The organism is Streptomyces sp. Isolate_45 (genome assembly GCF_024721315.2).
Classification (GTDB): domain Bacteria; phylum Actinomycetota; class Actinomycetes; order Streptomycetales; family Streptomycetaceae; genus Streptomyces.
On the sequence record NZ_JANFAK020000045.1, the window covers coordinates 15,305 to 39,918 of the forward strand.

General features: G+C 72.3%; 20 protein-coding genes, 2 tRNA genes and 1 pseudogene. 20 read left to right on the top strand and 3 right to left on the bottom strand.

What is annotated here, in order from left to right; translation table 11 throughout:
* The first annotated feature begins 40 nt into the window (after positions 1-40).
* The 4 genes from NOD94_RS16960 to NOD94_RS16975 all read left to right on the top strand — a co-directional run bounded on the left by NOD94_RS16960 (position 41) and on the right by NOD94_RS16975 (position 3,970).
* Entirely contained in the window at positions 41-493 is a 453-nt protein-coding gene (locus NOD94_RS16960; RefSeq protein WP_348652336.1) for a hypothetical protein, read from the top strand.
* Between the two features lie 270 nt (positions 494-763).
* Positions 764-2,047: a glutamate-5-semialdehyde dehydrogenase gene (locus NOD94_RS16965; RefSeq protein WP_281206784.1), complete on the top strand. Its 1,284-nt coding sequence runs from the start codon at positions 764-766 to the stop codon at positions 2,045-2,047.
* A gap of 76 nt (positions 2,048-2,123) precedes the next feature.
* A complete protein-coding gene (locus NOD94_RS16970; protein ID WP_281206785.1) occupies positions 2,124-2,681 on the top strand; it encodes a hypothetical protein in 558 nt (185 codons plus the stop codon).
* Between the two features lie 68 nt (positions 2,682-2,749).
* On the top strand, positions 2,750-3,970 hold the full coding sequence (locus NOD94_RS16975) for a hypothetical protein (RefSeq protein ID WP_281206786.1): 1,221 nt from the start codon (positions 2,750-2,752) through the stop codon (positions 3,968-3,970).
* On the opposite strand, the gene NOD94_RS16980 is transcribed toward NOD94_RS16975, so the two are convergent.
* Positions 3,942-5,045 carry a M48 family metallopeptidase gene (locus tag NOD94_RS16980; protein ID WP_281206787.1) on the bottom strand — a complete coding sequence of 368 codons (1,104 nt, stop codon included), beginning with the start codon at positions 5,043-5,045 and terminating at the stop codon, positions 3,942-3,944. The two genes, NOD94_RS16975 and NOD94_RS16980, sit on opposite strands and share 29 nt — an antisense overlap.
* 140 nt (positions 5,046-5,185) lie before the next feature.
* Here NOD94_RS16980 and NOD94_RS16985 point away from each other — a divergent pair, with 140 nt between their 5' ends.
* The 14 genes and pseudogenes from NOD94_RS16985 to NOD94_RS17050 all read left to right on the top strand — a co-directional run bounded on the left by NOD94_RS16985 (position 5,186) and on the right by NOD94_RS17050 (position 20,219).
* A complete protein-coding gene (locus NOD94_RS16985) occupies positions 5,186-5,350 on the top strand; it encodes a hypothetical protein (protein WP_281206788.1) in 165 nt (54 codons plus the stop codon).
* A gap of 43 nt (positions 5,351-5,393) precedes the next feature.
* Positions 5,394-6,011: a nicotinate-nucleotide adenylyltransferase gene (nadD, locus tag NOD94_RS16990; RefSeq protein WP_281206789.1), complete on the top strand. Its 618-nt coding sequence runs from the start codon at positions 5,394-5,396 to the stop codon at positions 6,009-6,011.
* 24 nt (positions 6,012-6,035) lie between these two features.
* Complete coding sequence (locus tag NOD94_RS16995; RefSeq protein ID WP_281206790.1) at positions 6,036-7,748, top strand: LCP family protein; 1,713 nt, start codon at positions 6,036-6,038, stop codon at positions 7,746-7,748.
* Positions 7,749-7,877: 129 nt separating this feature from the next.
* A complete protein-coding gene (rsfS, locus tag NOD94_RS17000; RefSeq protein WP_073915048.1) occupies positions 7,878-8,324 on the top strand; it encodes a ribosome silencing factor in 447 nt (148 codons plus the stop codon).
* Positions 8,321-8,977: a histidine phosphatase family protein gene (locus tag NOD94_RS17005; RefSeq protein WP_281206814.1), complete on the top strand. Its 657-nt coding sequence runs from the start codon at positions 8,321-8,323 to the stop codon at positions 8,975-8,977. The genes rsfS and NOD94_RS17005 overlap by 4 nt, the downstream gene beginning before the upstream one ends.
* A gap of 133 nt (positions 8,978-9,110) precedes the next feature.
* A tRNA-Ala gene (locus NOD94_RS17010) sits at positions 9,111-9,183 on the top strand.
* A gap of 143 nt (positions 9,184-9,326) precedes the next feature.
* On the top strand, positions 9,327-9,560 hold the full coding sequence (locus NOD94_RS17015; RefSeq protein ID WP_266577344.1) for a hypothetical protein: 234 nt from the start codon (positions 9,327-9,329) through the stop codon (positions 9,558-9,560).
* Between the two features lie 162 nt (positions 9,561-9,722).
* Positions 9,723-9,795, top strand: a tRNA-Ala gene (locus tag NOD94_RS17020).
* A 283-nt stretch (positions 9,796-10,078) separates the two neighbouring features.
* Positions 10,079-12,952 (top strand): leucine--tRNA ligase, encoded by a 2,874-nt coding sequence (leuS, locus tag NOD94_RS17025; protein ID WP_281206791.1) that lies wholly within the window; start codon positions 10,079-10,081, stop codon positions 12,950-12,952.
* Positions 12,953-13,072: 120 nt separating this feature from the next.
* Positions 13,073-13,846: a hypothetical protein gene (locus NOD94_RS17030; RefSeq protein ID WP_281206792.1), complete on the top strand. Its 774-nt coding sequence runs from the start codon at positions 13,073-13,075 to the stop codon at positions 13,844-13,846.
* A 314-nt stretch (positions 13,847-14,160) separates the two neighbouring features.
* The gene (locus NOD94_RS17035) at positions 14,161-15,006 is read left to right on the top strand and encodes a DegV family protein (protein WP_281206793.1); all 846 of its coding nucleotides are present in this window, start codon (positions 14,161-14,163) and stop codon (positions 15,004-15,006) included.
* A gap of 695 nt (positions 15,007-15,701) precedes the next feature.
* The gene (locus NOD94_RS41420; RefSeq protein ID WP_348652335.1) at positions 15,702-16,298 is read left to right on the top strand and encodes a ComEA family DNA-binding protein; all 597 of its coding nucleotides are present in this window, start codon (positions 15,702-15,704) and stop codon (positions 16,296-16,298) included.
* Positions 16,299-16,789: 491 nt separating this feature from the next.
* Positions 16,790-19,201, top strand: a pseudogene (locus NOD94_RS17045) (ComEC/Rec2 family competence protein); the annotation flags it as partial.
* A gap of 157 nt (positions 19,202-19,358) precedes the next feature.
* The gene (locus NOD94_RS17050) at positions 19,359-20,219 is read left to right on the top strand and encodes a YceI family protein (protein ID WP_281206815.1); all 861 of its coding nucleotides are present in this window, start codon (positions 19,359-19,361) and stop codon (positions 20,217-20,219) included.
* Between the two features lie 38 nt (positions 20,220-20,257).
* On the opposite strand, the gene NOD94_RS17055 is transcribed toward NOD94_RS17050, so the two are convergent.
* Positions 20,258-20,500, bottom strand: coding sequence for a hypothetical protein (locus NOD94_RS17055; protein ID WP_281206795.1), 243 nt, complete (start codon positions 20,498-20,500; stop codon positions 20,258-20,260).
* 61 nt (positions 20,501-20,561) lie between these two features.
* Between NOD94_RS17055 and holA the strand changes: the two genes are divergently transcribed.
* On the top strand, positions 20,562-21,554 hold the full coding sequence (holA, locus tag NOD94_RS17060) for a DNA polymerase III subunit delta (RefSeq protein WP_281206796.1): 993 nt from the start codon (positions 20,562-20,564) through the stop codon (positions 21,552-21,554).
* Positions 21,555-21,970: 416 nt separating this feature from the next.
* On the opposite strand, the gene rpsT is transcribed toward holA, so the two are convergent.
* On the bottom strand, positions 21,971-22,237 hold the full coding sequence (gene rpsT / locus NOD94_RS17065) for a 30S ribosomal protein S20 (protein WP_281206797.1): 267 nt from the start codon (positions 22,235-22,237) through the stop codon (positions 21,971-21,973).
* 241 nt (positions 22,238-22,478) lie between these two features.
* Between rpsT and lepA the strand changes: the two genes are divergently transcribed.
* Complete coding sequence (gene lepA, locus NOD94_RS17070) at positions 22,479-24,344, top strand: translation elongation factor 4 (RefSeq protein ID WP_281206798.1); 1,866 nt, start codon at positions 22,479-22,481, stop codon at positions 24,342-24,344.
* The last annotated feature ends 270 nt before the right edge of the window (positions 24,345-24,614 follow it).

A 24,614-nucleotide genomic window follows, 5' to 3' on the forward strand; every position in this document is an offset into this window, starting at 1 on the left:
ACTGTGAGGGGCGGACACGCGTAGCGCAGACAGGAGGCGGCTGGTGAGACGAGCGCTGACCAGCGTCGGCACCGGGGACGGCCACGGACAGGGGAACGGTCACGGAAACGGGGACCACGGCCACGGGGACGACGGCCACGGGGACCGGGACGAGTCCCGCCTGTGGCACATCACCCTGAGCGTCTCCGGCAAGCCCGCGCCCCTCTCGGAGGTCCGGCGCGGGCTGGAACAGCTCGCCCACGACCACCCCTTCCTGCTGACCAGCCGGTACGCCGACGACCACGCGGAGATCCGGTACTGGGAGGAGGCCCGCGACCTGCACGACGCGGCGGCCGTCGCCCTGCGACTCTGGGGCGAACACCGATCCTCGGCGCAACTGCCGCCCTGGGAGATCGTCGGCCTGGAGGTCATCGACCGCGCGACGTACCACCAACGGGTGGCGGAGGGCTACGGCCCACCCCCGGCCCACCCGGTGGGCGTACACCCGTACTAGCCGGATTCCGTGCGCGGGGCCGGGCCGATCCGGCCCCGCCGGCGTTCGAGCCGCGGGGTCCGGGGCGGAGCCCCGAAAGGGTCCGGGCGGAGCCCGGGAAGCGGCGAAGGGGCGGGGCGGGGAGACGGCCCCGCGCAGCGGCCCCACCCCGACCCGCGGGAGGGCCGGGGGAGAAGCCCCGCGCAGCGACCCGCGCAGCGACCCGCGCCCCCGCGTCTCGGGGGATGGAACCCCTTCGGACCCGGTGCGGCCGGGGACTACCCTGGCCGCATGACCACGCTCGACGACGCCACCGCCACCTCCCCCGTCCTCGCCACCGCGCAGCGCTCCCGCACGGCCGCCGCGACCATCGCGCCACTCCCGCGGTCCGCCAAGGACGCGGCCCTGCTGGCCATCGCGGACGCCCTGGAGGCCCGTACGGCGGAGATCGTCACCGCCAACGCCGTGGACACGGCCAAGGCGCGCGAGGCCGGTACGAGCGAGACGGTCATCGACCGACTCACCCTCACCCCGGAGCGGGTCAAGGCCATCGCCTCCGACGTGCGCGACGTCGCCGCCCTCCCCGACCCCGTGGGCGAGGTCGTCCGCGGCTCGACCCTCCCCAACGGCATCGACCTCCGCCAGGTCCGGGTACCGCTCGGCGTCGTCGGCATCATCTACGAGGCCCGCCCCAACGTCACCGTCGACGCCGCCGCCCTCTGCCTGAAGTCCGGCAACGCCGTTCTCCTGCGCGGCAGTTCGTCGGCCTACGCCTCCAACACGGCCCTCGTCGCGATCCTGCGCGACGCCGTCGAGAGCGCCGGCCTGCCCGCCGACGCGATCCAGCTCGTCCCCGGTGAGTCCCGCGACTCCGTCCGCGAGCTGATGCGCGCCCGCGGCCTCGTCGACGTCCTCATCCCGCGCGGTGGCGCCTCCCTCATCAAGACCGTCGTCGAGGAGTCCATCGTCCCGGTCATCGAGACCGGTACCGGCAACTGCCACGTCTACGTCGACGCCCGGGCGGACCTCGGCATGGCGGTGGACATCCTCATCAACTCCAAGGCGCAGCGGCCCTCCGTCTGCAACTCCGCCGAGACCCTCCTCGTGCACCGCGACATCGCGGCGGACTTCCTCCCGCTCGCCCTCGACGCCCTCGCCGAGGCCGGCGTCACCGTCCACGGCGACGAGCGGGTCCTGGCCGCGGCCGAGGGCACCAAGGCCACCGCCCTGCCCGCGACCGACGAGGACTGGGCCGCCGAGTACCTGTCCTACGACATCGCCGCCGCCGTCGTGGACTCCCTCGACGACGCCGTCACCCACATCCGCCGCTGGACCTCCGGCCACACCGAGGCGATCGTCACCACCTCCCAGGCCGCCGCGCGCCGGTTCACCCAGCTGGTCGACTCGACCACCGTCGCCGTGAACGCCTCCACCCGGTTCACGGACGGTGGTCAGTTCGGCTTCGGCGCCGAGATCGGCATCTCCACCCAGAAGCTGCACGCCCGGGGCCCCATGGGCCTTCCCGAGCTCACCTCCACCAAGTACATCGTCACCGGCGACGGTCACATCCGGTAACCGCCCCACGAACACGGTGTGGCCGGATCCCGGCGTACGCCTGCCCAAAGCCGCCCCCCAGGTCTACGCTGGTGCTGTGCCGGACGACGTGGGGGGCAAGCCGTTCCCGGACGACGGGACCCCCGAAGACGATGCAGGCGACCGCGGAGGCGCGGAACAGGACTTCGCCTCCGTGGTGTTCGACGAGGCCTTCGTCCGGAGCGCCGAGATCCATGAACCGAGCGCCGCCGAGCGCCAGCGGGCCGCGGACCGGGCCAGAGCCGAGGCCGAGGCCGCCCGCGTCGCCGGGGGCTGGAACGGCGACGACGACTACGGCTACGGCCACCCCGACGGCTCCGGGCTGGACGACGACCCCGGCTGGGATCCCGACCACCACGGCTACGGATACGCCGAGGGCCCGTACGGCGCCTACGGCGGGAGCCTGCGCCCCTACCGCGGCCGGTCACCGTGGCTGCGCCCGGTCGCCTGGGTGCTCGCCTTCGTCATGGGGCTCGGCATGGTCGCCCTCGCCTTCAGCGCCGTTTACCGCAACGCCTCCGGCGAGGCGGACCCCGCCCCGGCGCCCGCCAGTACCCCGCTCAGGGAAGTCGGCGACGTCGGCGCGTTTACGTACCCCGTGGTTCGCCAACCCTGAAGGTACGACCCCGCTTGCGGTAACCGGAGACGGGGGCTTCTCTGAAGCGGGGACAGCGGGGAGAAGCGATGGCCGTTCCAGGAGATCCACCAGGCGGCACCCCCGACGGCATCGGCGGGGGCGATGACGAACTGCGCCCGGACGAGTACCGGTCGGTGGTGTTCGACGAGGACTTCGTCCGCGCTGCCCGGCTCCAGGAGTACTCCGCGGAAGAACGCATGGGCGAGCACGCCCGAGCCGTCCGCAGCCGCTCCCTCTGGTCGTCCGGCGGAGCCTCCTCCACGCCGGGGACGGGCACCCCGGGCCGCGGCGCCCGCCAGGGCATGCTCCTCGTGCTGCTCATCGCCACCGCCTTCGCGGTGGCCGTCTACATGGGCCTGCGCAACCCGTACGTCCCGCCTCCCGGCGGCACCGCCGAGCCGCTCAGCAGCGTCGTCGTCCCCCTCGCCCCGGCCGAGCGGGTCCCCGGCGGGAAACCCGTCGACCTGTACGAGAGGAGCCGGGCGGCCGACTACCGGGTCGGCGCGGCCGGGATCACCCTCCCGGCCCTGCGCCGCACCCACCACTTCACCGAGGGCCAGGTCGTCGCCGCGCTGTCCATCGCCAAGGACTACCTGGTGCAGTCCTCGCTGGACCCCGACGTGCTGTCCGGGACGGCCTCACGGCCCGTCCGGGTCCTGCTCGACCCCGGCCAGCTCACCCAGTTCGACCAGAGCATGACCGCGCCCTCCGGGGACGGCAGGCACGCCGCCACCGGCTGGCTCGTCCGCTTCGACCCCGCCGTCGTGCTCGTCGCCGACACCAGGGTCCGGGTCAGCGGCACCCTCGCCTTCCGGGAGCTGAACCCGGAGGTCCTGGAAGTGACCACCGACCACACTTTCGTGTACGCCGTCCGCCCGGTGGGCGGCCCGGCGGCCACCGCCGACGGGGCCTCGCTCTTCACCGTCCGGCGCGAACTGCGGATGCGCTTCGACAGGGAGGACCTCACGGCCCGCCGGACCGAGGTGACCTCCGCCTACGTGATGGCGGGCCCGCAGGACTGCGCCAGCGACCCCGCGGCGGGCTTCCGCCCGCTGACGGCAGGGTCGGAGCCCACCACGGTCGGCCCGCCCGCGACCGATCCCTGGACCGACGGCCGACCCCGGCGCACAGCCGGGCTGTGCGGCGTCCTCGCCCCGGGCGGAACGCCCACGGCGCAGCCGCCGCCCGTGACGCGGACCGTCGGGCCCTCCGGCGCCACGCCGGGGACCGCGGCCCCCGTCAGCCCCGCTCCGGCCCCGGCCGGGTAGTGCCCTTGCCCTCGGAACCGCCGTCGCCGGCGGCCCCCGTACCCGAACCCGCGCCCGCCCCGGTGAACCGGTCCCGGAGCTTCCCGCCCAGGTCACCCGCGCCGCCCGCGATGTCGCCGACCAGCTTCATCAACGGATCCTTGCTGGTGCGCACCGTGTCCGCGTAGTGCGAGGCCGACTGGCGGAACGAGTCGGTCACCGAGGTGTCCTTGTCCTCCTCGCGCCGCGGGTAGTGGCCGTCCATGATCCGCTGGTAGTCCCGGTGCTGGGACCACTTCTTCAGCTCGGCCGCCCGCACGGTGGTGAAGGGGTGGGTGCGCGGCAGCACGTTGAGGATCTTCAGCACGGAGTCGCGCAGGTCCCCGCTCTTCTCGTACTCGTCCGCCTGCTCCAGGAACGCGTCGACGTTCATCTCGTGGAGGTGGTTGCCGCCGGCGATCTTCATCAGGCCGCGCATCGAGGCGTTCAGGTCCTGGCCCACCAGCAGACCGGCCCGGTCCGCGGACAGCTCCGACTTGCGGAACCACTCGCGCAGCGCGGTGACCAGCGCCATGATCGCCACGTTGCCCAGCGGGATCCACGCGACCTTCAGCGCCAGCCCCGTCAGGAACAGCAGGATCGTGCGGTACACGGAGTGCCCGGACAGCGCGTGACCCACCTCGTGGCCCACCACCGCCCGCATCTCCTCCTCGTCGAGCAGCTCCACGAGCCCCGTCGTCACCACGATGATCGGCTCGTCCAGCCCGATGCACATGGCGTTCGGCTTCGGGTCCTGCTGGACGTACATCTGCGGGACCTTCTCCAGGTCCAGGATGTAACACGCGTCGCGCAACATCCCGTGCAGGTGCGGGAACTGCGTCTCGCCGACCCGCACCGATTCCGACAGGAAGAGCAGCCGCAGGCTGCGCTCCGGAAGGAGCCCGCTCAGGGTCTTGAACACGGTGTCGAAGCCGCTCAGCTTGCGCAGCGCCACCAGCGCGGAACGGTCCGCCGGGTGCTCGTACGCCCGTGAGGAGATTCCGGGGAACCTCCTGCGATTGCGTGCCGGTGCCTTCTCGAAACCGGTGTCCGTCATTGCGCCTCCCCCTGGATCGGCCTGTGTCGTGTGGTGTCCATCCTCCCCAACGACTGAGTCGGCGTGAGCGTGCCCAGGGGCCCCGCATACGATGTGAGCGAAGTCTCCGCACGCTCCCCGACTCGATAGGTATCTGCCTGATGAGCCTCTCCACCACCACTCACAACATGGTCGTTCTCGCATCGGGGGGCGCCGAGCACGGCGGCAACCACGACAGCCTGAACCCCTACCTCACCGGTGGCGCTGCGTTCGTCATCCTGATGCTGATGCTCTGGGTGACCACGCGCCTGAACCGCGACCGCTAAGCCCCTCCGTGGACGCGGCACCGGGCCAGTAGGCTCTGCGCTCATGGGAGAGCAGGAAATGCCTACCGGCCCGGTCAAGCGCCGGCTCGGCGTGATGGGCGGGACATTCGACCCGATCCACCACGGCCACCTCGTGGCCGCCAGCGAAGTCGCCGCGCTGTTCCACCTCGACGAGGTGATGTTCGTACCGACCGGTGAGCCGTGGCAGAAGTCGCAGCGGGCCGTGTCCCCCGCCGAGGACCGGTACCTCATGACGGTGATCGCCACGGCCTCGAACCCCCAGTTCTCGGTGAGCCGCATCGACATCGACCGCGGCGGCCCGACGTACACCATCGACACCCTGCGGGACCTGAGCGCGCTCAACGACGACGCCGACCTGTTCTTCATCACCGGCGCCGACGCCCTCGCCCAGATCCTGACCTGGCGGAACGCCGAGGAACTCTTCTCCCTCGCGCACTTCATCGGAGTGACCCGCCCCGGCCACGTGCTCACCGACGACGGACTGCCCGAGGGCGGCGTCTCCCTCGTCGAGGTCCCCGCGCTGGCCATCTCCTCCACGGACTGCCGAGCCCGGGTCGCCCAGGGCGATCCGGTCTGGTATCTCGTTCCCGACGGTGTGGTGCGCTACATCGACAAGCGTGAGCTGTACCGGGGAGCCTGAGCTTCCGGAAGAGAGGGGCCCGCGGTGAACGACCCACAGGATCCGTACGACCCGTACGCCGCCCAGGAACAGCGGCTCATCGGCTACGACCCGTACGGCAGGCCCGTGTACGGCCCGGTCGCCGCGCGGCCCGCCCCGCCCCCCGCCGCCCCTCCTCCGTACGCGTACGAACAGCAGCAGTACCAGCAGGAGCAGTACCACCAACAGCAACAGCAGTACCAGCAGCCGTACGGGCAGCAGCAGTACCAGCAGCCCCCCTACGAGCAGCCCCACGACCCCGGGTACGACACCCGGCAGGCGCAGCAGTGGATCCCGCAGCAGACCGCCCCCGAACCGGCGTACCAGCCCCCGTACCAGCCCCCGTACCCGCCCCAGGAACAGCCGCGGCCGCAGCAGCGGTACGAGGGGGCCGCGCAACCGCCCCCGCAGGTCCCCGAGCCGCGCCGCGAGCCGGCCGGCGCCCCGGCCCCCGGCACGGACCACGGCACGGGGCAGTTCGCCTTCGTCGACCAGCCGGACGAGGACTCCGAGGACGTCATCGACTGGCTCGCCTTCACCGAGAGCCGCACCGAGCGCCGCGAGGAGGCCCGCCGCAGGGGCCGCAACCGCGGGGTCGCGCTGATCGTCGTCCTGTCCCTGTTCGTCGTCGGCGGTGCCGGCTACCTCTGGTACGCGGACCGGCTGCCCTTCCTCGACGGCCCGGACGGGCAGCGCAACACCGCGGCGGCCACCGGCGAGCAGAAGCGCGACATCATCGTCGTCCACCTGCACAACACCAAGCGCGGCGGCACTTCCACCGCCCTCCTCGTGGACAACGTCACCACCCGCCGGGGCGCCACCGTCCTGCTGCCCAACACCCTCGGCGTCACGCAGCAGGACGGCACCCCGGCGGCCCTCGGGAAGACCGTCGAGGAGGGCGCCCTCGGCACCCGCGAATCCCTCGACACGGTCCTCGGCACCCGCATCGGCGGGACCTGGCGCCTGGACACGCCCTTCCTGGAGCGCCTCGTCGAGCTGGTCGGCGGCATCGAGACGGACACCGACACCGCGGTCCCGGCCGACGAGCAGGCCAGGACGCCGGCGGTCGCGCAGGGACCGAGGCAGAGCCTCACCGGGGCGATGGCCGTCGCGTACGCCACCCACCGAGGCCCCGGTGAACCGGAGGCCAAACAGCTGGAGCGCACCGGCCGGGTGCTCCACGCCGTCCTGCGCAAGATCCCCGGCGACCCGAAGTCGGCCGCGACGACCGTGGAGAGCATGGGCCAGATCCTCGACCCCGGACTCGACTCGCAGAACCTGGGCGCGCTCCTGTCGCGGATCGGCGAGCACGCCAAGGTGGGCGCGTACCGCACCGAGATCCTCGCGGTGAAGCCCGACGGCGGCCTCACCGACGAGGCGAACAAGAAGGTCGTCAAGGAAGTCCTCGGCGGTTCCTTCACCGCGGCCCAGCCGGGCGCCGCCCCACGGGTCGGCCTCAAGGACGCCACGGGCGACGAACGGACCGGGACCGCGGCCAAGGCGGCCCTGCTCAACGGCGGCTACGCGTTCGTGGACGGCGGGAAGGCCGACAGGACCGACGCCACCTCGCGGATCACCTACCAGGACGACGCGCAGCGGGATCGGGCGATCGAGGTCGCCAAGACGCTCGGACTGCCGGAAACGGCCGTGAGGAAGGCGGAGAACGCGGTGAACGCGGACGTCGTGGTGACCCTGGGCAAGGACTACAAGGCGTCCTGAGAGGTCCCAGGCCCCTGCGGAACGGCCCTGAGCTGGGCTTCCGTCCGCGCGGAACGTTCTGCGCGGGCGGGGTCGGCGGTACATGAGACCCTTGTAAGGATCTGCCCGTCAACCCGAAAGCATGGCCACGTGACCGCCACGGACCGCTCCATCGAGCTCATCACCGCCGCCGCCCAGGCCGCGGCCGACCGGCTCGCGCACGACATCATCGCGTACGACGTCAGCGACGTGCTGTCGATCACCGACGCCTTCCTCCTCGCTTCCGCGCCCAACGACCGCCAGGTCAAGTCGATCGTGGACGAGATCGAGGAGCAGCTCCTCAAGAAGCTCGGCGCCAAGCCGGTGCGCCGCGAGGGTGACCGCGACGCCCGCTGGATCCTGCTCGACTACGTCGACATCGTCGTCCACGTCCAGCACAGCGAGGAGCGCGTCTTCTACGCGCTGGAGCGCCTGTGGAAGGACTGCCCCGAGATCGAGCTCCCCGAGGACGCCAAGCTCACCATCGGCAAGGCCGAGGAGCACGCCAAGCTGCGCGAGGCGGCGGGCGACGACGAACTGGACGGTGATCTGTTCTGAGCACCAGCAAAACGGGCACGACCAGCAGGAAGATCGTCCTCTGGCGGCACGGCCAGACCTCGTGGAACCTGGAACGACGTTTCCAGGGCTCCACGGACATAGAGCTGACCGAGACGGGTGTGGCGCAGGCGCGCCGCGCCGCTCGGCTGCTCGCCTCGCTGCGGCCGGACGCCATCGTGGCCTCCGACCTCCGGCGGGCCGCGGACACGGCCTCCGAGCTGGCCGCCGTCACGGGCCTGCCCGTCCAGCACGACGAGGCGCTGCGCGAGACCTACGCCGGCGAGTGGCAGGGCCTCACCCACGACGAGATCCTCGCGAAGTACGGCGAGCAGTACGCCGCCTGGAAGCGCGGCGAGCCGGTCCGCCGCGGCGGCGGTGAACTGGAGACCGAGGTCGCCGACCGCGCCGCGCCGGTGGTGCTGCGCCACGCCGACGCGCTGCCCGAGGGCGGCACCCTCGTGGTCGTCAGCCACGGCGGCACCATCCGTACGACGATCGGCCGCCTGCTCGGCCTGGAGGCGTACTACTGGGAGGGTCTCGGCGGGCTCTCCAACTGCTGTTGGTCCGTCCTCGGCGAAGGCGCGCGGGGCTGGCGACTGATGGAGCACAACGCCGGCACGCTGCCGGAACCGGTGCTCGGCGACGACGACTGAGCCCGCGCGGAGCCCGGCCTGACGCGTCGGAACGGGCCTCCCACCCGGATTTCACTTTCCGGCTGGTCACAGGCTAGAGTTCTTCTTGTTCGCAGCGAAGAACACCGGAAACGGGGGGAACGCGGCGGAGAGCGGGGCTATAGCTCAGTTGGTAGAGCGCCTGCATGGCATGCAGGAGGTCTGGAGTTCAATTCTCCATAGCTCCACAATCAGGATCCCGTCCCCAACAGGGGGCGGGATCCTTGCGTTTGTTCCTTTTGCGACGGCTGCCCCCGCCGGCACCGGCATGGCAGAATCGGACGGCCGGAGGGGGTCACGACGGCCCGACGCGGGAGGGAGTCGCTGACGGATGGGTGCACACCGGCGGCGGTGCGACTGGTGCGACAACGGCACGCCGATCGTGCGGGACATGGAGCCGGTCAACCCCGACTACCAGTACTGGTGCGAGGAATGCGCGCGGGCGCTGATCATAAAAGGCGACCCGATCGAGACGTACCGGGAGCTCGAAGGGGAGCCGATCTACGGCCGGCTGCTCGACGAGCACTGCACGTTGAAGCGGTTCTACCAGTTCGCCAGAGCCTGACGAGCCCGACGAGAGGGTAGCGAGAAGACGGCGATACACCCCAAAACGGACATGGCCCGTGGTCGGCGGAAACCGATTTTTGGACCAGGGCCATGACCGTGTAATGTTTGGGACGTCGCCAAGGGGAACCGGCAAGGGAAACCGAAGCGGCAAGCAGGGCAAGGGGCTATAGCTCAGTTGGTAGAGCGCCTGCATGGCATGCAGGAGGTCTGGAGTTCAATTCTCCATAGCTCCACAGTGAAGAAGCGGGCCACCCGGATCGGGTGGCCCGCTTCTCGTTGTGTCCGCTTCCGGCAGTGCCCGCCGCTCGGAACGGCAGAGCGGCCGCGGGGGCCGCTGCGGTACCCTGACGCCATGCGTGCCGTACGCCTTCTGCTTACCGAGCCGCGCTGATCAGCACCGACCCGTCGAGCACCACGGATGAGGTCGGCATCGGCGCGGCGTCCCCTCCTGTGCGAGGGGTTTTTTCGTTTGGGCAGGCAGAGACGGCAGAGACGATCGATGGAGCTTCAGAAATCATGAGCGAGACGAACACCCCGGCCCCCGAGGCGGCCGAGGGGCACCGTTACACGGCTGCCATGGCCGCCGACATCGAGGCACGCTGGCAGGACGTATGGGACGCGGAGGGCACGTACGAGGCCCCGAACCCGACCGGTGACCTGGCCGGAGACCCCGCCGTGGTCGCGCGGCCCAAGAAGTTCATCATGGACATGTTCCCGTACCCCTCCGGCGCGGGCCTGCACGTCGGCCACCCGCTCGGGTACATCGCCACCGACGTCTTCGCCCGCCACCAGCGGATGACCGGCCACAACGTCCTGCACACCCTGGGCTTCGACGCCTTCGGCCTGCCGGCCGAGCAGTACGCCGTGCAGACCGGCACGCACCCGCGCGTGTCGACCGAGGCGAACATCGAGAACATGAAGGTCCAGCTGCGCCGCCTGGGCCTGGGCCACGACAAGCGCCGCTCGTTCGCGACGATCGACCCCGAGTACTACAAGTGGACGCAGTGGATCTTCCTGCAGATCTACAACTCCTTCTACGACACCGACGCGCGGCAGGCCCGCCCGATCACCGAGCTGGTCGCCGCCTTCGAGGACGGCAGCCGTGAGGTCCCCGGCGGCCGCGCCTGGGCCGAGCTGACCGCGGGCGAGCGGGCCGACGTACTGAACGGCTTCCGGCTGGCCTACGCCTCCGACGCGCCGGTCAACTGGTGCCCCGGGCTCGGCACCGTACTGGCCAACGAGGAGGTCACCGCGGACGGTCGCTCCGAGCGCGGCAACTTCCCCGTCTTCAAGGCCAAGCTGAGCCAGTGGAACATGCGGATCACCGCCTACGCGGACCGCCTGCTGGACGACCTGGACGCGCTGGACTGGCCCGAGGCCATCAAGCTGCAGCAGCGGAACTGGATCGGCCGCAGCGAGGGCGCGCGCGTCGACTTCGCCGTCGGCGACGCCGGTGCGATCACCGTCTTCACCACCCGCCCGGACACCCTGTTCGGCGCGACCTACATGGTCCTGGCGCCCGAGCACGAACTGGTCACCGCCGTCGTGCCGGCCGCCTGGCCCGAGGGCACCCACCCGGTGTGGACCGGCGGCCACGCCACCCCCACCGACGCCGTCGACGCGTACCGCAAGCAGGCCGCGTCGAAGTCGGACGTCGAGCGGCAGGCCGAGGCCAAGGACAAGACCGGCGTCTTCACCGGCGCGTACGCGACCAACCCGGTCAGCGGCGAGCAGGTCCCGGTCTTCATCGCCGACTACGTGCTGATGGGCTACGGCACCGGCGCGATCATGGCCGTCCCCGCCCACGACAGCCGCGACTTCGAGTTCGCGCGCGCCTTCGAGCTGCCGATCCGCTGCGTCGTGCAGCCGACGGACGGCCGGGGCACCGACCCGGCCGAGTGGGACGCCGCGTTCGTCTCGTACGACGCCACGCTGGTCAACTCCGCCGGCGAGGGCATCTCCCTGGACGGCCTGGGTGTCGTCGAGGCCAAGGCCGCCATCACCGACTGGCTGTCCGACCGCGGCATCGGCGAGGGCACCGTCAACTTCCGTCTGCGCGACTGGCTGTTCAGCCGGCAGCGCTACTGGGGCGAGCCCTTCCCGATCGTCTACGACGAGGACGGCATCGCCCACCCGCTGCCCGCGTCGATGCTGCCGCTGGAACTGCCCGAGGTCGAGGACTACTCGCCGCGCACCTTCGAGCCGGACGACGCCGCCTCCAAGCCCGAGACGCCGCTGTCGCGCAACGAGGCGTGGGTCGACGTCGAGCTGGACCTGGGCGACGGGGCGGGCGTCAAGCGCTACCGCCGCGAGACCAACACCATGCCGAACTGGGCCGGCTCCTGCTGGTACGAGCTGCGCTACCTGGACCCGCACAACGCGGACGCGCTGGTCGACCCGCAGATCGAGCAGTACTGGATGGGCCCGCGGGACGGCGCCCCGCACGGCGGAGTCGACCTGTACGTCGGTGGCGCCGAGCACGCCGTGCTGCACCTGCTGTACGCCCGGTTCTGGTCGAAGGTCCTGTTCGACCTGGGCCACGTCTCCTCCGTGGAGCCGTTCCACAAGCTGTTCAACCAGGGCATGATCCAGGCGTACGCGTACACCGACTCGCGCGGTGTGTACGTCCCGGCGGCCGAGGTCGAGGAGCGCGACGGCGGCTGGTTCCACCAGGGCGAGCCCGTCAAGCGCGAGCACGGCAAGATGGGCAAGTCCCTGAAGAACGCCGTCACGCCCGACGAGATGTGCGAGGAGTACGGCGCGGACACCCTGCGCCTGTACGAGATGGCCATGGGCCCGCTGGACGTCTCGCGTCCGTGGGACACCCGCGCCGTCGTCGGCTCGTACCGACTGCTGCAGCGCCTGTGGCGCAACGTGGTGGACGAGGAGAGCGGCGAGGTCACCGTCGTCGACGCGGAGCCGGGCGAGGACACCCTGCGGGCGCTGCACAAGGCGATCGACGGGGCCGGCGCGGACATGGCGGCGCTGCGGTTCAACACCGCCATCGCCAAGATCACCGAACTGAACAACTTCCTGACGAAGGCCGGCCGGCCGCTGGAGCGCTCCGTCGCCGAGCGGCTGGTGCTGCTGGTCGCGCCGCTGGCCCCGCACATCGCGGAGGAGCTGTGGCACCGCCTGGGCCACAGCGACTCGGTGGTCCACCAGGACTTCCCGGTCGCGGACCCGGCGTACGTCGTGGACGACACCGTCACGTGCGTCGTCCAGGTCAAGGGCAAGGTCAAGGCGCGGCTGGAGGTGCCGCCCACGATCTCCGGGGCGGACCTGGAGCAGCTGGCCGTCACCGACGCGGGCGTGGTCGCGGCGCTGGACGGCGCGGAGATCCGCAAGGTGATCGTGCGGGCGCCGAAGCTGGTGAACATCGTCATCTGAGGGTGGTCCCCCGACGTGGGGGACATCCCGTAAGGGCAGGTTGGGGGTTCCACGGGAACCCCCGACCTGCCCTTGGCGTTTACGGTGGAGGGGAAGGAACCGGCGGAGGAAGGGAACCTCATGGAGGCGGGCGCTTTGATCATGTTTGCCCTGTTGGTGCTGTTCGCCTTCTTGGGGCTGGGTGCCTGGGCCACCGTGAAGGTGGTGGGCGCGGCGAAGCGAGGCGTGGACCGTACGATCACGCAGGCCCGCAGGACGGTCGAGGACACGACCCTGAAGGCGAAGAGCTTCGGCCAGGTCGGGGTCACGGGGGCGCTGGCGCAGCTGCGACTGGACCTGCGCAACTCCATGCGGGCCACGCAGCAGGCGCTGTACCAGGGCGTGCAGGCGGACAGCTCGCTGAAGGAGTCGATCGGCCTCTTCGAGCGGCTCAGCGCCTACGGGTACGAGCTGGACGACGAATTGAAGAGGCTGGAGCACGACCCGGACCGCAAGCGCATCGAGGAGAGCCTCCCGGACCTCCGGGAACGCACAGCCAAGATCACGCAGGCCGCGGACTCGCTGCGCTGGGCCGCACGGGATCGTGCCCGCCGGTTCGCGGAGGACGACCTGGACCTGCTGTCGGCCCAGATCGGGGTCGAGTCGGACGCGCTCCGCGACTGGTCCCCGGAATCCGTCGACGAACTGGCGGCCGCCGCGGCCGCGTGGGACGCACAGCAGGCGGGCTCCGGATCCGGTTCGGGGTCCGGTGCCGCGCAGGGGGCGCCGGGTTCGCAGGAGCCCTCCGGGCGGACGGCTCGGGAGGCCCGGCCGCAGCCTGCCGCGCTGAATCCGCCGGCGCCCGAGGTGCGGTACCCGTGGCAGAAGACCCCGAGGCCCGAGGCGACCACCTGAGGGGTGGGGTTCGGCGTCGGGTTCGGGGTCGGGTTGCGGGCGTCGGGGGACGGCGGGGTGCGTCCGGGGCGGCGGCCGACGGGTCGCGATTTCGTGGGCCCGGACCGTCGTTGGGTGGGCTCGGGCCCGGCATCTCGTGGGGTCAGGGCTCGGACCGTCGTTGTGGTGGGGCCCGGACCTCGTATTTCGTGGGGCTCGGACCGTCGTGGCGGTGGGGCTCGGCCTGCCGTTTTCGTGGGGCTCGGAGCTGGGGTTCTTCGTGAGCCGAGGGGCCGGGCTGCCGGATCGCCCCCGGTGGCGGTAACCTCCGGCTCATGTCCCGCCATGTCGCGATCATCACCGATTCCACGGCCTATCTGCCCCCACCGGCGATGGCGCGGCACGGGATCAGCTCCGTCCCCCTGACCGTGGTCCTGGGGGGCGAGGCCCTGGAAGAGGGCACCGAGATCTCCGCGCGCAGCCTCGCCATCGCCCTGCAGAAGCGCCGCTCGGTCACGACCTCCAGGCCGGGCCCGGAGGAGTTCGTACGCGCCTACCGGGCTGCCGCGGACGCCGGTGCGACCGGCATCGTCAGCCTGCACCTCTCCGCCGAGTTCTCCGGCACCTACGACGCCGCCGTGGTGGCGGCGAGGACCGCGCCCGTACCGGTGCGCGTCGTCGACACCGGCATGGTCGCGATGGCCCTCGGCTTCTGCGCCCTCGCCGCCGCCGAAGCGGCCGAAGCCGGCGGCTCCGCCGACGAGGCCGTGGCCGCCGCGGAGAAGCGCGCCGCGGAGATGTCGGCGTACTTCTACGTGGACACCCTCGACTACCTCCGCCGCGGCGGCCGGATCGGGGCCGCGCAGGCCCTCCTCGGCTCGGCACTGGCGGTCAAGCCGCTGCTGACGCTGGACGGCGGGCGCATCGAGATGCTGGAGAAGGTCCGTACGGCCTCCAAGGCCATCGCGCGGCTGGAGGAACTGGCCGTCGAGCGGGCGGGTTCGCGCAGCGTCGATGTGGCCGTGCACCACCTGGCGGCCCCCGAGCGCGCGGAGAAGCTCGCCCAGCGGCTTCGGGAACGGATCCCGGGGCTGGTCGAGCTGCACGTCAGCGAAGTCGGCGCGGTCATCGGCGCACACACGGGCCCGGGGCTGCTGGCGGCGGTCGTTTCGCCGCGCTGAGGCGGGTGTGTCGGTGTGGGTGTGGGTGTGGGTGTGGGTGTGGGTGCGGGTGCGGGTGCGGGCGCGGGGTGGGAGTGGGGGCCGGGGCGAGCGGGGCGGGGCGTCGGGTTCTGGGAGCTGTCACCGGAACGGGTGGCCGGGTTATCCACAACATGCCTGATATCCACTGGAATTGAAGGCTCCGAGCGGGGATCGGGATGCGGGCCTAGCGTCGTGGCATGACTCTGCGAACGCGCTCCTCGCGCCACCCCGTAGCCTCCGTCACCACCAGTGGTACCGGCCGGCCCCGACGTCCCGACGGCCGTCTGCGCGACCGCCGTCGTGCCCATCCCGACCCCGACCGCCTGCGGCGCCGAGCCGAGGCGCTGTTGTCCGGCGGCGCGGCCACGGGCGGGTGGGAACCAGGGGGTGGGCCGGAACCAGGGGGTGGGCCGGCGCCCGACCCACCGCCGCCCGACGTGCGGGGAAGCGCGGATGAGTTCGGCGTGCGGGATGAGGTCGGTGGGCCTGGTGTGGGGGGTGTCCGTGCCGAATCCGGGGTGTCGGGTGGCTCGGGTGAGCCGGGCGGGCCGGGCGGGCCGGGCGGGCTGGGGGAGGGCGCCGGTGGGTCGATCGGACCGGCCGGGCGGTGGCTCGCCGTGCGGGAGCGGCTGCCCGTGTGGGTGCAGGCCCGTTGCGGGGTGGAGCGGCGCACGGTGGCAGCCGTTGCCGTCGTGCTGGTCGCGGCGGTCGGATTCGCCGCCCAGCAGTACTGGTCGGGCCGGCCGCAGCCGGTGACAGCGCCCGCGGTGATCACTCCGGCCCCCGCACCGGCTCCCGGCCCGGCTCCGGTGCCCGTCGCCGCGGCCGGGCCGGGCGGGCGCATCGTGGTGGATGTGGGCGGCAAGGTCCGGGACCCCGGCGTGCGGAGGCTGCCCGCCGGCTCACGGGTGGAGGATGCGCTGGCGGCCGCCGGGGGAGTGCGCCCGGGCGCCGACACCACCGGGCTCAACCGGGCCCGGATCCTCGTGGACGGCGAACAGGTACTGGTGGGGACAGCACCGCAGCCGCCACCGGTCGGGGGCGCTCCGGGTGCGGGCGCGGGTGCGGGTGCGAGTGCCGTGCCGCTGAGCCTTGCCAGTGCGACCGTTGAGCAGCTGGACGGGCTGCCCGGGGTGGGGCCGGTACTGGCCCGGCACATCGTCGACTTCCGGACCGCCCGGGGCGGATTCCGGGCCGTGGAGGAACTACGGCAGGTCAACGGCATCGGGGAGCGTCGCTTCGCCGACCTGCGCCCCTTGGTGCGGCCGTGAGTCCCCCGGACGGGCGTGGCGTCGGCGGGATTGGCTCGGGTGGGCGCGGCGTCGGCGGGATTGGCTCGGGTGGGTGTGGGGTCGGCGGGCGTCGCCCTGATGGGTGTGGTCTCGCGGGGTGTGGCACCGGTGGGTGTGGTCCCGAGGGGTGTGGCCCGGGTGGGTGCGACGCCGGTGGGTGTGGCCCGGGTGGGTGCTGTGCCGGTGGGTGTGTGCCCGGCCGGTGTGGGCCGGAGGGGGGTGGGACCGAGGGCGTTGGGACTGTGGGCGCCGGGCCCGTAGGGCGCGTCCGGCGATCGGTGGTGCTGCGGCCGCTTGGTGGTGCGGCTGCACGCTCCGGTCCGGGCGCGCGTGGACCCGTGGGCTGCGGACCTGAGGGGTTCGGATACGCGGGGTCGATCGTGGGGGCGGCGCGCCGCCGGGTCGGCGGGAACGGTGCGGAGGGGGCGGGGCCCCGGGGGTCGGGGGCGGTCGGGGCCGTGAGTCGGACCGTGGGAGCCGGTGGAGGTGCGGCGGACCGTCGCGGGTCCGGTGGGCGTGGCGAGGGGGTCGGGCCGGTGGACCTGCGGCTCGTCGTGCCGGCTCTGGGCGCCTGGGTGGCGGCTGCGGTGGCCCTCGTGGTCCCGGGGTTCCGGACTGCCGTCGGAGTGGGGCTCGCGGTGGTCGCGGCGGGGGTGCTGCTGTCGGCCGGGGCCCGCGGGACGCAGCTCCTGCGGCGGGTCGGCGTGACCGCGGCCGCCACCCTGCTCTGTGCGGCCGCCGGGGCGGGGGTGGCCGGGCTGGAGCGGGCCGAGGCGCGGGCGGGCCCCCTGCCCCGGCTCGCCGGGGACCACGCCCGGGTCCTCACGGAGCTCACCGTCGGCTCGGACCCCCGGGCGGCCCGCACGGGAGCCGGGCCGCCCGTGGTGGTGCTGGACGCCGTGGCCACCCGGGTGACGGGCCCCGACGGAAAGCAGAGCCGGATCCGGACCCCGGTGCGGGTGCTCGCCGCGCACCCCGGATGGGCACGACTGCAGCCCTCCACCCGGGTCGCGGTGGTGGCCCGCCTCGCCCCGGCGCGGAGCGGGGAACGGGCCGTGGCGCTGGTCCGCCCGTCGGGCGACACGCCGCCCCGGGTGACGGCCGGCCCGGACACCGCGCAGCGCATCGCCGCAACCCTGCGGGCCGGCCTGCGGGACGCCACCGAGGACCTCGCGCCGGATGCCAGGGCCCTGCTGCCGGGCCTGGTGGTCGGCGACACCTCCCGGGTCCCGCCCGACCTCCACGACGCGTTCAGGGCCACCGACCTGCTCCACCTCCTCGCCGTCTCCGGGGCGAACCTGACCGTCGTGCTGTACCTGCTGATCGGGCCCCCGGCCCGCGCGCAGCACGTCGAGCGGCGTGGGCTGGCGCCCCGCCTGGGGCTGTCGCTCAGGGCCACCGCGGTGGGCGGGGCGGCGCTGACCCTCGCCTTCGTCGTGGTCTGTCGCCCCGAGCCGAGCGTGCTGCGCGCCGCAGCCTGCGGCGGGGTCACCCTGCTGGCCCTCGCCACCGGGCGGCGCAGGTCGCTCATCCCCGCACTGGCCGCGGCCGTCCTGCTGCTGGTGCTGTACGACCCGTGGCTCGCCCGCAGCCCGGGATTCCTGCTCTCGGTCCTGGCCACCGGGTCGCTGCTCACCCTCGGGCCCCGCTGGAGCGAAGCCCTGCGGCGGCGGGGGACGCGGCCCCGGTTCGCCGACGCGTTGGGGGCCGCCGCCGCGGCGCAGGCCGTGTGCGCCCCCGTCGTGGTCGTGCTCTCCGCCCGGGTGAGCCTCGTCGCCGTGCCGTGCAACCTGCTGGCGGAACTCGCGGCGGGGCCGGCCACGGTGCTGGGCTTCGCGGTCCTCGCCACGGCTCCGTGGTGCATGCCGCTGGCGGAGCTGCTCGCCCGGTGCGCGGCCGTGCCCGCCGGGTGGATCGCCGCGGTCGCGCGGACCGGGGCGCGGCTGCCCGGGGCGGAGCTGCCCTGGCCGGGCGGGCTCGGCGGAGCCCTGCTGCTGGTGGCCGCCACGGTGGCCCTCGTGGGACTCGGCGTCAGGTTCGGCCGGCGGCGGGGTGTGTGCGCCGCCGTCGCCGTGGTGCTGCTGATCGCGGTACTGCGGCCGCCGCAGCTGATCCGTTCGCTCACGGGCTGGCCGCCGCCCGACTGGAGCTACGCGCAGTGCGCCGTGGGCCAGGGCGACGCCGCCGTGCTGGCCGTCGCCCCGGGCTCGGCCGTCGTGGTGGACACGGGGCCCGAGCCGGGGCCGGTGGACGCCTGCCTGCGGACCCTCGGTGTGAATCGCGTCCCACTCCTGCTCCTGACGCACTTCCACGCCGACCACGTGGGAGGGCTCCGAGGGGTGCTGCGGGGCCGGTCCGTGGGTGTGATTCAAACCACCACCGTGCGGGAGCCTCCCGGGCAGGCGGCGTTCGTCGGGCGGACCGCGGCGGCCGCCGGGGTGCCCGTCGTGCAGGCCCTGGCGGGGGAGCGTCGGAGGGCCGGAAGACTGGAGTGGCAGGTGCTGTGGCCTTCGGCGGCCGGCCCTCCGCCCGAGGGGGCCAACGACGCGAGCGTCGCCCTCCTGGTGCGCACCTCCGGACTGACGTTCCTGCTGCTGGGAGACCTCGAACCGCCTTCCCAGGAAGCTCTCTTGAGGGAGCATCCGGAGCTGGGACCGGTGGACGTGCTGAAGGTCGCCCACCACGGTTCGGCACGCCAGGACCCCGCCCTCCACGACCGGGTGCGACCGCGGCTCGCGATCGTTCCTGTCGGTGCGGACAACCGCTACGGCCACCCCGCGCCGGGCACGCTGGCCCGCTTGAGGGCCCGGGGAGCGACCGTCCTGCGCACCGATACCGACGGTTCGGTCGCCATCTCCGGCAGCGGTCCCAGGATGAGGGCGTTTCCGGCCGGCCGGCGTCGGAGCGGGGCCGGGCATACCGGGCGCGACCATTCTGTTTGCCCACAACCCGGCAGCATGATCGAATGCGTCTTCGCCAGACCGGTCCAAGTCCACACAGCACGGGGGTGCGTCAACCATGTTCGGTCGCCGACGGGGGATGGAGTCGGCCGGAAGCGTCGACTCGCAGAGAACCGCGACGCTCACGCTGCCGCCGACGGCGCGGCTGTTGAGCTGTCGGGTCCTCGACACGGTCCACCAGCCCATCCGGCAAGCCAAGTTCGAGGTCACCGATCCGATCGGCCGACGGGTCGTCAGCGGGGAAACCGATCCGTACGGAGGATTCACCGCGGCCATGCCGGAGGGCGAGTACCGGCTCTCGGTGACCGCCGAGGGGTACGCGCCGTTCCACGGGGCGACGCTCGTCGGCGACCCGGCGCAGCTCGGCACCGCGGAGATCATCCTGGACGCGGTGGAACCGCCGCGGCTGCCGCAGCCCGGGCACTGGGAGCTCGACCCGTCGCACTCCTCGATCGGCTTCGCCGCCCGGCACATCGGCTTCGCCCGGATCCACGGCCGCTTCAACACCTTCGCGGGCGCGGTCCGGATCGCGGACCGCATGGAGGAGTCCTCCATGCACGTCATCATCGACGCGGCGAGCATCGACACCGGCTTGCGCCTGCGGGACGACCACCTGCGGTCCGCGGACTTCCTCGACGCCGCCCGGCACCCGACGGTGGAGTTCTACAGCGAGCGGTTCATCCACCGCTCCGGCAGCCGCTGGGCGGTCGCCGGCGCACTCACCCTCCACGGCGTGAGCCGTTCCGTCACCCTGGACACCCACTACCTGGGCCACGGCACGGGCCTGGAGGGCGAACCGCGGGCCGCCTGCCGGGCCACGGCCCAGCTGAACCGCGAGGACTTCACCCTGAACTGGCAGTCGATGCTGGCGGCCGGCGTCGCGGCGATCGGCGCGAGCGTGGAAGTGGCGCTGGACGTGCAGATCGTCCACAAGGCCTGACACGCCGTCCCCGGGGCCCGGCCGGGCCCCGGCGGGCGTCAGGGGGCTTCGAGCCAGCCCTCGTACTCGGCGGCGAGGTCGTCCAGGGAACCGGCGTCGAGCCGTTCCCGGGGGTCCTCCACGACCACCAGCCACTGGGCGTCCTCGGCGTCGTCCTCACCGGCGAGGGCATCGCGCACCAGCTGGGGTTCTTCGGGCAGGCCGAAGCGGTCGACGGCTTCCTGGGCCACCTCTTCGGCGGCGTCGCGGTCCGGGAGGACCAGTACATGTCGCACGTTCACCCGACCATTCTCGGGTACCGGACGCGGGGGACTGTCGGTGCGGCGTGGGATGCTGGAGCCGATGGCCACCAGGAAGAACTCAACCGACGACCTGCTCGCCCCGCTCACCCTCGCGGTGGGGCAGGAGGACCTGCTGCTCGACCGTGTCGTACGGGACGTGGTGACGGCGGCCCGCGCGGCCGACGCCGACACGGACGTGCGGGACCTCACCTCCGACCAGCTCCAGCCCGGCACCTTGGCCGAGTTGACCAGCCCCTCGCTGTTCTCCGAGCGCAAGGTCCTGATCGTGCGCAACGCGCAGGACCTGGGGGCGGACACGGTCAAGGAGGTCAAGGCCTACCTCGGAGCGCCGTACGAGGAGATCGCCCTCGTCCTCCTCCACGCGGGAGGCGTCAAGGGCAAGGGCCTGCTCGACGCGGCACGGAAGGCGGGCGCCCGAGAGGTCGCCTGCCCGAAGATGACCAAGGCGGCGGACCGGCTGTCGTTCGTGCGGGGCGAGTTCCGGACGCTGGGACGCTCCGCGACCCCCGAGGCCTGTCAGACGTTGGTCGACGCCATCGGCAGCGACCTGCGGGAACTGGCGAGTGCGGCGGCGCAGCTGTGCGCGGACGTCGAGGGCACCATCGACGAGGCCGTCGTCGGCCGCTACTACACCGGCCGGGCCGAAGCCTCCAGCTTCACCGTCGCCGACCGGGCGGTCGAGGGGCGGGCGGCGGAAGCGCTCGAAGCGCTGCGCTGGTCCCTTTCCACGGGGGTCGCGCCGGTCCTGATCACCAGTGCGCTGGCCCAGGCGGTCCGGGCGATCGGCAAGCTGGCCTCCGCGCCGCGCGGGGCCCGCCCCGGTGACCTCGCCCGTGACCTCGGCATGCCGCCCTGGAAGATCGACCGGGTCCGGCAGCAGATGCGGGGCTGGTCCGCGGACGGCGTCGCCGACGCGCTGCGCGCGGTGGCCGCCGCCGACGCAGGCGTGAAGGGCGGGGGCGACGACCCCGAGTACGCCCTGGAGAAGGCGGTCGTGGCCGTGGCCCACGCCGCCCGCCCGCCCCGCCGCTAGACCCTGTCGTGTGGGCTCACTCCGGCGCGGCGGTAACGCCGCTGCGCGCGGGTGCCGGGCGGCTCGGGCCCGGCGGGCCGGGTTCTTCGGGCCCCGCGAGGCCCCGGGGCGGTGACCGTTCCTCGTCCGGCCCCACCGTTGGAGCCTGACGCCGCCGGCTCCGGACGGCCCGGCTCCTGTCCCCGCACGCCGCTGCCCGCCCGGCACACGGCTCGGACCGTGGCGGAAGGGGGAGTCCGGGTAACGCGAAGGCCCCGGGCTCCGTCCTGGGGAAGGGCGGAGGCCCGGGGCCTTCGGTCACTGCGTTTGGTGCGCCGCACCCGCGTGGCGAACGCAGGCCGCGTGCGGCGCGGTGTGCCGGTACGGAGCGGGAGAGAGGGCCCGCTGAGTCCCTACCGGCGATTCACATCGAGAGCTCAGCCCTGGAGGGAGGCAACCTTGGTGGCCAGCGCCGACTTCTTGTTGGCGGCGGCGTTCTTGTGGATGACACCCTTCGAGACAGCCTTGTCGAGCGCACGCGAGGCGGCGCGAGAAGCCACGGTGGCCTTCTCGACGTCACCGGCGACGACGGCCTCGCGGGCCTTGCGGATCGCGGTCTTGAGCGAGGACTTGACGGCCTTGTTGCGCAGGCGCGCCTTCTCGTTCGTCTTGTTCCGCTTGATCTGGGACTTGATGTTCGCCACGAAAGAGCCTTTTCAGGTTCAGAGTTTTGTTCTTCGGATTGCGTCCCGCAGCTGAGAGGGCATACGAGACACAGCGGCCCAGGCTACCAGGCACGTTCCGACCGGCCCAAACCGAGCGCACTGCCCCGTCCATGGGACCATGGGAGCCTGCGTACAGATCCCACATCGCGCCGACGAGGCGACGAGAGCAGACTTCGCTTCAGACAACGCTTCCGACTGCGACCGAGAATCAGGACACTGCGTGCCCGCGATCCCCAGCCACGTGCCCGAGCCGAGCCGTACCGACCCGGCGCTGATCCGCAACTTCTGCATCATCGCGCACATCGACCACGGCAAGTCGACGCTCGCCGACCGGATGCTCCAGCTCACCGGTGTCGTCGACCAGCGGCAGATGCGCGCCCAGTACCTCGACCGCATGGACATCGAGCGTGAGCGCGGCATCACGATCAAGTCGCAGGCGGTCCGTCTGCCCTGGTCCCCCACGGAGGGCGAGGGCAAGGGCACCACGCACATCCTGAACATGATCGACACGCCCGGTCACGTCGACTTCACCTACGAGGTCTCGCGCTCGCTGGCGGCCTGCGAGGGCACGGTCCTGCTCGTGGACGCCGCACAGGGCATCGAGGCCCAGACCCTCGCCAACCTGTACCTGGCGATGGAGAAGGACCTCGCGATCGTCCCGGTCCTGAACAAGATCGACCTGCCGGCCGCCCAGCCGGAGAAGTTCGCGGAGGAGCTCGCGAACCTGGTCGGTTGCCAGCCGGAGGACGTGCTGCGCGTCTCGGCGAAGACCGGTCTCGGCGTGGACGCGCTGCTGGACAAGATCGTCGCCACGGTGCCGGCCCCGGTCGGTCCCAAGGACGCCCCGGCCCGCGCCATGATCTTCGACTCGGTCTACGACTCGTACCGCGGTGTCGTGACGTACGTCCGTGTCGTCGACGGTCAGCTCAACAAGCGCGAGCGCATCCGGATGATGTCCACCGGCGCCACGCACGAGCTGCTGGAGATCGGTGTCTCCTCCCCGGAGATGACCCCGGCCGACGGCATCGGCGTCGGCGAGGTGGGTTACATCATCACCGGCGTGAAGGACGTCCGTCAGTCCAAGGTCGGTGACACCATCACCAGCCTGCACAACGGCGCGACCGAGGCCCTCGGCGGCTACAAGGACCCGCGTCCGATGGTCTTCTCGGGCCTGTACCCGCTCGACGGTTCGGACTACCCGGACCTGCGCGAGGCCCTGGACAAGCTCCAGCTCAACGACGCCGCGCTCGTCTACGAGCCGGAGACCTCCGCGGCCCTCGGCTTCGGCTTCCGCGTCGGCTTCCTCGGCCTGCTGCACCTGGACGTGGTGCGCGAGCGCCTGGAGCGCGAGTTCGGGCTCGACCTGATCGCCACCGCGCCGAACGTGGTCTACCGCGTCGTCATGGAGGACGGCAAGGAAGTCTCCGTCACCAACCCGAGCGAGTTCCCCGAGGGCAAGATCTCGGACGTGTTCGAGCCGGTCGTCCGGGCCACCCTGCTCGCGCCCTCCGAGTTCATCGGCGCGATCATGGAGCTCTGCCAGCAGCGCCGCGGCACCCTCCTCGGGATGGACTACCTTTCCGAGGACCGCGTCGAGATCCGCTACACGCTCCCGCTCGCGGAGATCGTCTTCGACTTCTTCGACCAGCTGAAGTCCAAGACGCGCGGCTACGCCTCCCTGGACTACGAGCCCACCGGCGAGCAGTCCGGCAGCCTGGTCAAGGTCGACATCCTGCTGCACGGCGACAAGGTCGACGCCTTCTCCGCCGTCTGCCACAAGGACGCCGCCTACGCCTACGGCGTGCGCCTGGTCGCCAAGCTGCGCGAACTCATCCCGCGTCAGGCCTTCGAGATCCCGATCCAGGCGGCCGTCGGCTCCCGCGTCATCGCCCGCGAGACGATCCGCGCCATCCGCAAGGACGTCCTCGCCAAGTGCTACGGCGGTGACATCTCCCGTAAGCGGAAGCTGCTGGAGAAGCAGAAGGAGGGCAAGAAGCGGATGAAGATGGTCGGCTCCGTGGAGGTCCCGCAGGAGGCCTTCATCGCCGTCCTCTCCAGCGACGAGTCCGGCGGCAAGAAGAAGTAGCCGTACCCGCGGCCGCCGCGCGGGGCGGCCAAGGGAACACCAAGGGCGGGTCAAGAAGCGGCATCGCCCAAGTCGTGCGAAACGGGCCCACATGCACACGCATGGGGGCCCGTTTCGTTATGAAGCGGCCGCTCGCGGGCTCTTACGTGCCGGGCACGCGGCCTCTAGTCTGATCACTGCTCCATGGTTACTCGCCAGTTCAATTGCGCCAGTCGAACCGCCATCCGCACGGGTGGCGGCTGCACCCCGCCAGTCCCAAGCGCCCCACGC

Bases quoted from the DNA above. Each gene is read 5' to 3' on its own strand.
- NOD94_RS16965 (WP_281206784.1), top strand. From the start codon at position 764: ATGACCACGCTCGACGACGCCACCGCCACCTCCCCCGTCCTCGCCACC.
- NOD94_RS16975 (WP_281206786.1), top strand. From the start codon at position 2,750: ATGGCCGTTCCAGGAGATCCACCAGGCGGCACCCCCGACGGCATCGGC.
- NOD94_RS16980 (WP_281206787.1), bottom strand. From the start codon at position 5,045: ATGACGGACACCGGTTTCGAGAAGGCACCGGCACGCAATCGCAGGAGG.
- NOD94_RS16985 (WP_281206788.1), top strand. From the start codon at position 5,186: ATGAGCCTCTCCACCACCACTCACAACATGGTCGTTCTCGCATCGGGG.
- nadD (WP_281206789.1), top strand. From the start codon at position 5,394: ATGGGAGAGCAGGAAATGCCTACCGGCCCGGTCAAGCGCCGGCTCGGC.
- NOD94_RS17015 (WP_266577344.1), top strand. From the start codon at position 9,327: ATGGGTGCACACCGGCGGCGGTGCGACTGGTGCGACAACGGCACGCCG.
- leuS (WP_281206791.1), top strand. From the start codon at position 10,079: ATGAGCGAGACGAACACCCCGGCCCCCGAGGCGGCCGAGGGGCACCGT.
- NOD94_RS17030 (WP_281206792.1), top strand. From the start codon at position 13,073: ATGGAGGCGGGCGCTTTGATCATGTTTGCCCTGTTGGTGCTGTTCGCC.
- NOD94_RS17035 (WP_281206793.1), top strand. From the start codon at position 14,161: ATGTCCCGCCATGTCGCGATCATCACCGATTCCACGGCCTATCTGCCC.
- NOD94_RS17050 (WP_281206815.1), top strand. From the start codon at position 19,359: ATGGAGTCGGCCGGAAGCGTCGACTCGCAGAGAACCGCGACGCTCACG.
- holA (WP_281206796.1), top strand. From the start codon at position 20,562: ATGGCCACCAGGAAGAACTCAACCGACGACCTGCTCGCCCCGCTCACC.